We start from the raw sequence: 9,058 nt of genomic DNA, 5'->3' as shown, positions 1-9,058 counted from the left end.
GTCTTCTGGACCGTGGGCCTGATCCTGCTCTGGGGCTTCACGCTGAAGTCCGGGATCGACACCGCCGCGGCGGGCCTGGCCGGCGCCGCCTGCATCCCGCTGCGCCCCAAGCGGATCGGCGGCGTGGGCGTGCTCGACGAGCTGATCGCGGCCCTGCACCCTTACGTGGGCTATTTCGTCCTGCCGCTGTTCGTGCTGACCGCGGCGGGCTTCTCGCTCTCCAACCTTCCGGCAGACGTGCCCACAGCGCCGGTCGCCCTGGGCGTCGGCCTGTCCCTGTTCCTCGGCAAGCAGATCGGCGTCTTCGGGGCGACGGCGCTCGCCATCAGCCTGAAGCTCGCCCGCCACCCCACCTCCGTGAAGTGGCTGGAGCTCTATGGCGCGGCCGTGCTCTGCGGCGTCGGCTTCACCATCAGCCTCTACATCGGCGAGTTGGCCTTCCCGGCCGGGGACGCGCTGGCCCAGACCAAGGTCCGGATGGGCGTGCTCGCGGGCTCCCTGGCCTCGGCCGTGGTCGGCGGGGCCGTGCTCGCCGTCTGCAACGCCCGCCGCCGCGCGGCCTGATCAGCCGATCGCGGCCTTCAGCGCCTGGGCGGTCTCCCGCGCCGCCGCGTTCACCGCCGGCGAGACGTCGGCCATGATGTAGAAGTCGTGCGGCAGCTCGGGATACTCGCGGTGCCGCGCCTCGACGCCCGACGCCTTCAGCCGCTCGGCGTAGGCGCAGCCCTCGTCCTTCAGGCAGTCGTGACCGGCGGTGACCACAAGCGCCGGCGCCACGCCGGCCACGTCGCGGGCGTCCAGCGGCGACAGGCGATGAGCCTCGGGGTGGTCGCCCACGCCGAGGTTCTTCTCGAACCAGCGCATCACCTCGAAGGTCAGGGTCGGGCCGTCCAGGGTCTTGCGCGACTCCGTCTTCCACTCCGCCGTGGTCGCCGGATAGAGCAGCAGCTGGAAGGCGATCTTCCGCGCGGGGTCGTCCTTCAGGTCGATGGCGACGGAAGCCGCCAGATTGCCGCCGGCCGAGTCGCCGCCCACCGCGATCCGGGCCGGATCCGCCCCGATCTCCGCGGCGTGGTCGAAGGCCCAGCGGGTGGCCGCCAGGGCGTCGTCATGGCCCTTGGGGAATTGGTGCTCCGGCGCCAGCCGGTAGTCCACCGCCATCACCCGGCAGCCGCCCCAGGCGGCCATCCGGCGGCAGTGGCCGTCGTGGGTCTCCAGGTCGCCGATGGTCCAGCCGCCGCCGTGGAAATAGACCAGCAGGCCGGAGGGCTTCGCCAGCGCGTGCGGTTCGTACAGGCGCACGGGGATGTCGCCGTGCGGGCCCGGCAGGCTGAAGTCGCGGACATCCAGGTCCTTGGGCGCGTTCTGGTCCTGGCTCTGCCGCTGCATCCGGTAGCCGGCCCGGAGCATCTCCGGCGGAACCGCCTCCAGCGGCGGCATGGGGTTGGCCTTCAGCAGCGCCGCCTGCGCCTCCAGGAACGACGCGAAGTCCGGATCGATCACGGCCATGAAGGCTCCTCCCCAAAACGAAATGGGGGCCGCCCGGTGGGCGGCCCCTCGTTGTCGTAAGCCTTACTCCGCGGCCTGCTTCGGCGCGTAGCCGAGCATCGCCTTGGTCTCCAGGAACTCGTGGAAGGCGTAGTCGCCCCACTCGCGCCCGTTGCCGCTCATCTTGTAGCCGCCGAACGGGGCGGTCATGTCGCCGCCGCCGCCGTTGATCGACACCTGGCCGGCGCGCAGCTTCGCGGCGACCTTGCGGGCCTGCTCCAGGTCGGAGGCCTGGACATAGGCCGCCAGGCCGTACTCGGTGTCGTTGCCGATATCGATCGCCTGCTCGACGCTGTCGTAGCCGAGGATCGCCAGGACCGGGCCGAAGATCTCCTCCTTGGCGATGGTCATGTCGTTGGTGACGTTGGCAAACACCGTGGGCTTCACGAAGTAGCCCTTCTCGAGGCCCTCCGGCCGGCCCGTGCCGCCGATGACGAGCGTCGCGCCCTCGTCGATGCCGGCCTGGATCAGCTTCTGGATCTTGTCGAACTGGGTCTTGTTGACCACCGGCCCGAGCTGGGCGTTGCCGTTCGGGTCGCCGACGGTGATGCCGGACGCCGTCTCGCGGGCGACCGAGATCGCCTCGTCCATGCGCGTCTTCGGCACGAGCATCCGGGTGGGGGCGTTACAGGACTGGCCCGAGTTGGTCATCATGGTCGCCACGCCGCGGGACACGCCCTTGGCGAAGGCGTCGTCGTCCAGGACGATGTTCGGGCTCTTGCCGCCCAGCTCCTGGGCCACCCGCTTGACGGTCGGGGCGGCCGCCTTGGCCACCTCGATGCCGGCCCGCGTCGAGCCGGTGAACGAGACCATGTCCACGTCCGGATGGCTGGAGATGGCCGCGCCGACGCCCGGGCCGTCGCCCTGGATCATGTTGAACACGCCCTTGGGCACGCCCGCCGCGTGCATGATCTCGGCGAAGATCTGGCCGGTGAAGGGCGCCACTTCCGACGGCTTCAGCACCATGGTGCAGCCGGTGGCGATGGCCGGGGCCACCTTGCAGACGATCTGGTTCAGCGGCCAGTTCCAGGGGGTGATGAAGCCGCAGACGCCGATCGGCTCCTTCACGATCATGGTCGGGCCGCGGTCCTCCTCGAACTTGAAGTTCTTCAGGACCTCGATGGCGGTGGCGAGGTGGGCCATGCCGATCGGCACCTGGGCGCGCTGGGCGAGCGAGGCGGGCGCGCCCATCTCCTCGGTGACCGCGGTGGCCAGGTCGCCGAAGCGCTTCTGGTATTCGGCGAGGATCCGCTGCAGGACCTCCAGCCGCTCCTCGCGGCTGGTCTGCGACCAGGTGGCGAACGCCTTGCGGGCGGCCTTCACGGCCTTGTCCACGTCGGCGGCCGAGCCGATCGCGATCTTGCCGACCGTCTCCTCGGTGGCCGGGTTCTCGACGTCGAGCGTCTTCAGCTCGACGGGATCGACCCATTCGCCGTCGATGTAGAACTTGAGGTATTCGCGCATGACGTCCTCCTGGAACGGCTTTCTTGATTGAGCCCACCGCCGGGACCGTCCGCCCCGACTTCAAACGCTCATTTTAGTGATCGGCGATAAGTGGGGAAGCCCCTCACCTCGTCGAGGCTAAAGTTGGTGCACGTGCGGCTGGCCCGCAACCGGCGAGCGCGCCTTCAGCACATAGTCGGCCCGGATCGAGCCGATGTAGAGGTCCTTCAGGTCGGGTCCGCCCCAGGTGACATTGGTCGGATGGTTCACGATCTGGCCGGAGGGATCGGAGATCACGCTCGTCACCTCCCGGTCCCGCGTGATCGCCACCACCCGGTTCGCAGCCGGCAGGCAGACCCAGAGGGCGCCCTCGGCATCGAAGCCGATGCCGTCGGTGTAGCCCAGGGTCCCGTGCTCCGGAGCCGGCTCCCCCGGCTTCATCAGCTCGCCCAGCACCGGGCCGTAGCGCTCGGCCGCCCCCAGTCTGGCGCCCGCCAGCACCGGGAAGCGCACCACGTCCGCCGCGCTCGTCTGGGCGCAGTAGAGGAACCGCTCGTCGGCGGACAGCGCCAGGCCGTTGGGGAACTTCAGCCCCTCCGCCACCACGGAGGCCGAGCCGTCGGGGCGCAGGACGAACAGGAATCCGTCGTCGCGGCCGTCCAGCGCCTGGGGCCAGGTCTCCGCATGGGTGGAGTTGGCGCACCAGATGTTCCCGGCCCGGTCGATCACCGGATAGTTGGCGGAGGTCAGCCGGCGGCCCTCCACCTCGGTCAGCAGGGTTTCGTGCCGGCCGCTGGCCGGATCGAACCGCTGCAGCGGGCCGGGCTCGCGGTCGTAGATGCCGAAGTTGGCGATCACGATCCGGCCCTGGGCGTCCATGTTGATCCCGTTGGGCGCCCCGCCCTTCGGCCCCATCCGGTGGAACGCGCCGCCGCCCATCAGCTCGGCCACCGCGCACTGGTGGTCGGCGGCGAAGACGCGGCCGTCCTTGCCCACCACCACGTCCTCGGGCCGGTCGATGCCGAGCGCGATCTTCTCGAAGGCCGACACCGGAATGGGCTGCAGCGGCATGGGCGTGTCCCCCGTTTCCTCGTTTTCCCGAACCTTGACCGCGCCTTGGGCCGTTGGACAAGCGTCCTTGCGGCGGAGGCGCGCGCTCGCTAAAGCCCGGACGACTGATTTCCGGAGCCGTCCCCATGATTGGGATCTACACCGTCCTCATCTTCCTGGCCGTCATGGTCGCGCTGAACGTCTTCGAGTTCGGCCGCATCGATTGAGCTGATCGGAGCCTGACGCCATGCCCAGCCGCGGCGCTGCCCTGATCACCGGCGGCGCACGGCGGATCGGCCGGGCGCTGGCTGGCGCCGCCGCCGAGGCGGGCTACGACGTCGCCATCCACGTCCGCGAGACGGACGATGACGCGGAAGCCGCCGCCGGCGAGGTCCGCGCCCGCGGCCGCCGCGCCGCCATCCTCGCCTGCGACCTGCGCCAGGAGGGCCGTCTCGTCGCTTTGGTCGGCGAGGCCGAAGCCGAACTTGGCCCCGTCACCCTGCTGGTCAACTCCGCGAGCGTCTTCGAGGAGGACGCCTTTGCGGACATGAACCGGGCCTCCTGGGACCTGCACCTTGAGACCAACCTGCGCGCCCCGCTGGTGCTGGCCCAGGTGTTCGCCCGCCGCCTGCCGGCCGACCGCGAAGGCCTGATCGTCAACCTGCTCGACCAGCGGGTGCTGGGCTCCACGCCCGAGTTCTTCTCCTATTCGCTCAGCAAGGCCGCCCTGTGGGACGCCACGAAGATGATGGCCCAGGCGCTCGCGCCCCGCGTGCGGGTCAACGGCATCGGTCCGGGCCCGACGCTCCCCTCCATCCATCAGGACCAGGCCGCCTTCGACGCCGAGGCGAGGGCCACGCTCATGGGCCGGCCGGTGTCGCCCGCCGAGATCGGCCAGGCCCTGCGCTACCTGATTGACGCGCCGTCGGTGACCGGCCAGATGATCGCCGTCGACTCCGGCCAGCACCTGGCCTGGAAGAACTGAAGGGGCCGCCCGTGGTCGCCTCGCCCCGTCCGGAAGACCCCGCCAAGCCGAAGCCCGAGGCGCGGGTGGTCATGACCAAGGTGTTCGTCACCGGCGTCGAGGTCCAGGCCGAGATCGGCGTCTACCGCCACGAGGTGGGCCGGCTGCAGCCACTGGTCGTGGACGTGGAGCTGGACGTCCCCACCGCCGGGGCCGAGCGGCTGGCCGACACCCTGAACTACGAGATGATCCTGCAGGCGGCGCGCGACGTCGCCGGCCAGGGCCACATCGGCCTCGTGGAGACCTTCGCCGAACGCCTTGCCCGCGCCTGTCTCGCCGATGCGCGCGTCACCCGCGCCCGGGTCCGCGTGGAGAAGCCGCTTGCGCTCGCCCCGCACGCCACCGGCGCCGGCGTCGAGGTCACCCTCGTCCGCGCCTAGGCCGCCCCGGGATGAAGTTTGAGTAACCTCCGCCGCCGCCGATTGAATTCGCGCGGAAAGGGGACACATCATCCTCGACGTGGTGTCCACGAGGAGATGACTGAATTGACCGACCGCCTGGGCTACGGATCCGTGGAGGACCGGACGATGCCCGCCATCGTCTACGGGCTCTACCTGCTGGCCTTCGCCACCGGGGTCACGGCCCTCATCGGCCTGGTCCTCGCCTACGCCCAGCAGGGCCAGGCGGGCGCGCGGATGCGCAGCCACTACACCTTCCTGATCCGCACCTTCTGGATCTCGATCTTCTGGTGGATCGTCGGCGGCGCCCTGTGCCTGTTCGGGGGCGTCTTCTCGATCATCCTGATCGGCCTGCCGTTCCTGGCGATCGGCATCCTGATCCTGGCCGTTATCGGCGTCTGGTGGGCCCTGCGCTGCATCGTCGGCGTCATCTATCTCGCCCGCGACGAACCGCACCCGCGCCCCTACACCTGGCTGGCGTAGGGGGTAGCTTTCCCTCCCCTTCACGGGGAGGGAAAGGGACTTAGGCCGCCACCATCTCGCGGCGGACCATCCGGGCGTAGTCGTCCATCAGGCTGAGCGAAATATTGCCCGGCTTGAAGGTGAACTCGCCGATCTGGGCCACCGGGGTGACCTCGGCGGCGGTGCCCACCACGAAGCATTCGGAGAAGCCCGAGAGCTCCTCCGGCTTGATGTGGCGCTCGATCACCTCGAAGCCCTTGGACTTGGCGAGCCGGATCACCGACTGGCGCGTGATCCCGTTCAGGAAGCAGTCGGGGGTCGGCGTGTGCAGCACCCCGTCCTTCACGAAGAACACGTTGGAGCCGGTGGATTCCGCCACATAGCCCCGGTAGTCGAGCATCATGGCGTCGGTGAACCCGTCCTTCTCCGCGGCGTGCTTGGAGATGGTGCAGATCATGTAGAGGCCGGTGGCCTTGGCGTGGACCGGCTCGGTCTCGGGCGAGGGCCGCTTGTACTTGGCCCAGCACATGCGGATGCCCTTGGCCTTCTCCTCGGGCTTGAAGTAGCTCGGCCAGTCCCACACGGCGATGGCCACGTGGATCTTGGTGTTCTGGGCCGAGACCCCGATCATCTCCGAGCCGCGCCAGGCGATCGGCCGGACATAGGCGTCGGTCAGGCCGTTCTTGGCGCAGGTGTCCTTGCAGGCCTGGTCGATCTGGGCCACCGTGAACGGGATTTGGAAGTCCAGGATCTCGGCGGACTTGAACAGACGCTCCGTATGCGCGGTCAGCTCGTAGATCTCGCCCCCATACATCCGTTCGCCCTCGAACACGGCCGACGCGTAGTGCAGGCCGTGCGTGAGTACGTGCACCTTCGCCTCGCGCCAGGGCACGAACTGGCCGTCCAGCCAGATCCAACCGTCGCGATCGTCGAAGGGAACCAGAGACATGAGGGTGCGACCTCCTTTCGTGGGGTTCCCCTTGAAGCCCCCGCGAGCCCCGGCGTCAAACGAAATGGGCGCTCCTAGGTGAACGCGCCGGCCGATCCCAGGCTGATCCTGCGCGAGGACGAGCTCGACGCGGGCGTGGAGCTGCTGATGCTGGCCGAGGCCTCGCTGTGGGCCGGTGTGGACGCCGGGCTGGAGGCGGAGGGCCTGGGGCTCGGCCGCTCTCACTGGCGCGCGGCCTTCCTGCTGCGCCGCCGCCCGGGCGTCGGCGTGCAGGAGCTGGCCCACCTCACCAGCCTCTCGAAACAGGCCGCCAGTCGCATCCTCGTCGACCTCGCCGCCAAGGGCCTGGTGGAGAAGACCGCCGGCGACCTCGACGGTCGCCGCCGCAGCGCCGCCCTGACCGCCCGAGGCGAGGCCTTCGAGGCCGCAGTCACCGAGCGCCTGAGGAGCCAGCTCGCCCGCGCCTACCGCGCCGCAGGGCTCGACGGGGTGGCCGGCGCGCGGCGCATCCTGGCGGCGCTGGCCGGCGGGCGAACCCGCAGTCCCGGAACAGGCGGAGGGATCGGATGACCATGACCGGAACGGCCCGCCGCGGCCGGCACCTGCTGATCGTCGACGACGACGACCGCATCCGCGAGCTCCTCAAGGAGTACCTCGCCCGGGCCGGCTTCCGGGTGACCGCGGCCAACGGCGGCGGGGCGGCCCGCAAGCTGATCGAGAGCCTCGACTTCGACCTCGCCGTCTTCGACGTGATGATGCCGGGCGAGGACGGCTTCTCGCTGACGAAATGGCTGCGCGACCAGCGCGGCCCCGCGGGCCGCACGCCGGTCCTGATGCTCACCGCCCGCGGTGAGGCGAACGACCGCATCGAGGGCCTGAAGCTCGGCGCCGACGACTACCTGCCCAAGCCCTTCGAGCCGGAGGAGCTGGTGCTCCGCATCGAGGCCATCCTGCGCCGCGCTCGCGACAAGCCGTCCGGCGAGGGGCCGCTGTCGCTCGGCCGCTGCGAGTTCGACCCCGACCGCGGCGAGCTCACCTGCGACGGCGAGCCGGTGCGCCTGACCGAGGCGGAGGTCGCCCTGCTCCGGCAGCTCGCCCGCACTCCGCACGAGCCGGTGGACCGCCTGGAGCTCGCCCGCGGCACGGTCGATCCCTCCGGCCGCGCGGTGGACGTGCAGGTCACCCGCCTGAGGCGTAAGATCGAGGACGATCCCAAGGCGCCCCGCTACCTCCAGACGGTGCGCGGCGTGGGCTACAGGCTGGCTCCGGACTGATGCGACTCGTCCGATCCCGGGCGTTCGGCCGCTGGCTGAAGCGGCAGCTGCCGAGCACCCTGTTCGGCCGATCCCTGCTGATCATCGTGCTGCCGGTGGCCCTGATGCAGGTCGCGGTCACCTGGATCTTCTTCGACGCCCACTGGCAGACCGTCACCAGCCGGCTCTCCGAAGGCCTGGCCGGCGAGATCGCCTGGGCCGTGGAGAGCTATGCCGAGGCCCCCACGGACGAGGAATTCGCCAGGCTCTCGTCCCGCGCCGAGGAGTCCATGGGCCTCTCCATCGCCCTGCAGCGCGGCCGCGCCCTGCCGGCCACCCGCCGTGACGCCCCGGCCCCGCTGGAGCCCTTCTTCGCCCCCATCGACCGCTCGCTGGAGCGCGCGCTCGAGGCCCGGCTCGACGACCCCTTCTGGTTCGACACCACCCGCTACCCCGCCTACGTCGATATCCGCGTGGCCGTCCCGGGCGGCGTGCTGCGGGTGCTGGCGCCGCGCGAGCGCGCGTTCGCCACCCAGGGCCACATCTTCGTCCTCTGGATGACGCTGGCGACGGTGCTGCTCACCACCGTGGCCATCCTGTTCATCCGCAACCAGGTGCGCGCCATCGAGCGCCTGGCCAACGCGGCCGAGGCCTTCGGGCGCGGCGCCGACGTCCCCACCTTCAAGCCGCACGGCGCCCGCGAGGTCCGCCGCGCCGCCCACGCCTTCATCGACATGCGCAGCCGCATCCAGCGGCACATCGACCAGCGCACCACCCTGCTCGCCTCCGTCAGCCACGACCTGCGCACGCCGCTCACGCGGCTGAAGCTGGCCCTGGCGCTGGCCGAGCCCTCCAAGCGCAACGAGGCCATGAAGAAGGACCTCGCCGAGATGGAGCACATGATCGACGAGTACCTCGCCTTCGCCCGCGG

The 9,058-nt window shown here is 70.4% G+C and carries 11 protein-coding genes; 7 read left to right on the top strand and 4 right to left on the bottom strand.

Annotated elements, in window-relative coordinates:
• Window positions 1–564, top strand: a 564-nt coding sequence (locus V7Z97_RS17995; RefSeq protein WP_334164815.1) for a Na+/H+ antiporter NhaA, incomplete at its 5' end; no start/stop codon positions are given.
• Here the strand turns inward: V7Z97_RS17995 and V7Z97_RS17990 are convergent.
• From V7Z97_RS17990 to V7Z97_RS17980, 3 genes are all read right to left on the bottom strand, one after another.
• Entirely contained in the window at window positions 565–1,509 is a 945-nt protein-coding gene (locus V7Z97_RS17990; protein WP_334164814.1) for an alpha/beta hydrolase, read from the bottom strand. It abuts the gene before it with no gap.
• Window positions 1,510–1,572: 63 nt separating this feature from the next.
• A complete protein-coding gene (locus V7Z97_RS17985; RefSeq protein WP_334164813.1) occupies window positions 1,573–3,012 on the bottom strand; it encodes an aldehyde dehydrogenase family protein in 1,440 nt (479 codons plus the stop codon).
• Between the two features lie 117 nt (window positions 3,013–3,129).
• The gene (locus tag V7Z97_RS17980) at window positions 3,130–4,062 is read right to left on the bottom strand and encodes an SMP-30/gluconolactonase/LRE family protein (protein ID WP_334164812.1); all 933 of its coding nucleotides are present in this window, start codon (window positions 4,060–4,062) and stop codon (window positions 3,130–3,132) included.
• Window positions 4,063–4,288: 226 nt separating this feature from the next.
• On the opposite strand from V7Z97_RS17980, the gene V7Z97_RS17975 reads away from it, so the two are divergent.
• From V7Z97_RS17975 to V7Z97_RS17965, 3 genes are all read left to right on the top strand, one after another.
• Window positions 4,289–5,026, top strand: coding sequence for an SDR family oxidoreductase (locus V7Z97_RS17975; protein ID WP_334164811.1), 738 nt, complete (start codon window positions 4,289–4,291; stop codon window positions 5,024–5,026).
• A gap of 71 nt (window positions 5,027–5,097) precedes the next feature.
• Entirely contained in the window at window positions 5,098–5,445 is a 348-nt protein-coding gene (gene folB, locus V7Z97_RS17970) for a dihydroneopterin aldolase (protein ID WP_334164817.1), read from the top strand.
• 105 nt (window positions 5,446–5,550) lie between these two features.
• On the top strand, window positions 5,551–5,946 hold the full coding sequence (locus tag V7Z97_RS17965; RefSeq protein ID WP_334164810.1) for a DUF4870 family protein: 396 nt from the start codon (window positions 5,551–5,553) through the stop codon (window positions 5,944–5,946).
• A 40-nt stretch (window positions 5,947–5,986) separates the two neighbouring features.
• On the opposite strand, the gene V7Z97_RS17960 is transcribed toward V7Z97_RS17965, so the two are convergent.
• On the bottom strand, window positions 5,987–6,874 hold the full coding sequence (locus V7Z97_RS17960) for a branched-chain amino acid aminotransferase (protein ID WP_334164809.1): 888 nt from the start codon (window positions 6,872–6,874) through the stop codon (window positions 5,987–5,989).
• Between the two features lie 78 nt (window positions 6,875–6,952).
• Between V7Z97_RS17960 and V7Z97_RS17955 the strand changes: the two genes are divergently transcribed.
• The 3 genes from V7Z97_RS17955 to V7Z97_RS17945 all read left to right on the top strand — a co-directional run.
• The gene (locus tag V7Z97_RS17955; RefSeq protein ID WP_334164808.1) at window positions 6,953–7,444 is read left to right on the top strand and encodes a MarR family winged helix-turn-helix transcriptional regulator; all 492 of its coding nucleotides are present in this window, start codon (window positions 6,953–6,955) and stop codon (window positions 7,442–7,444) included.
• 2 nt (window positions 7,445–7,446) lie between these two features.
• Entirely contained in the window at window positions 7,447–8,148 is a 702-nt protein-coding gene (locus V7Z97_RS17950) for a response regulator transcription factor (protein WP_334164816.1), read from the top strand.
• On the top strand, window positions 8,148–9,058 hold a 911-nt coding region (locus tag V7Z97_RS17945; protein WP_334164807.1), incomplete at its 3' end, for a histidine kinase dimerization/phospho-acceptor domain-containing protein. The genes V7Z97_RS17950 and V7Z97_RS17945, both read left to right, overlap by 1 nt.

The sequence above is a fragment of the Phenylobacterium sp. genome, from assembly GCF_036821595.1.
Classification (GTDB): Bacteria; Pseudomonadota; Alphaproteobacteria; order Caulobacterales; family Caulobacteraceae; genus Phenylobacterium.
Note: the sequence above shows the minus strand (reverse complement) of the source record. Positions and strands in the feature narration are given on the sequence as shown.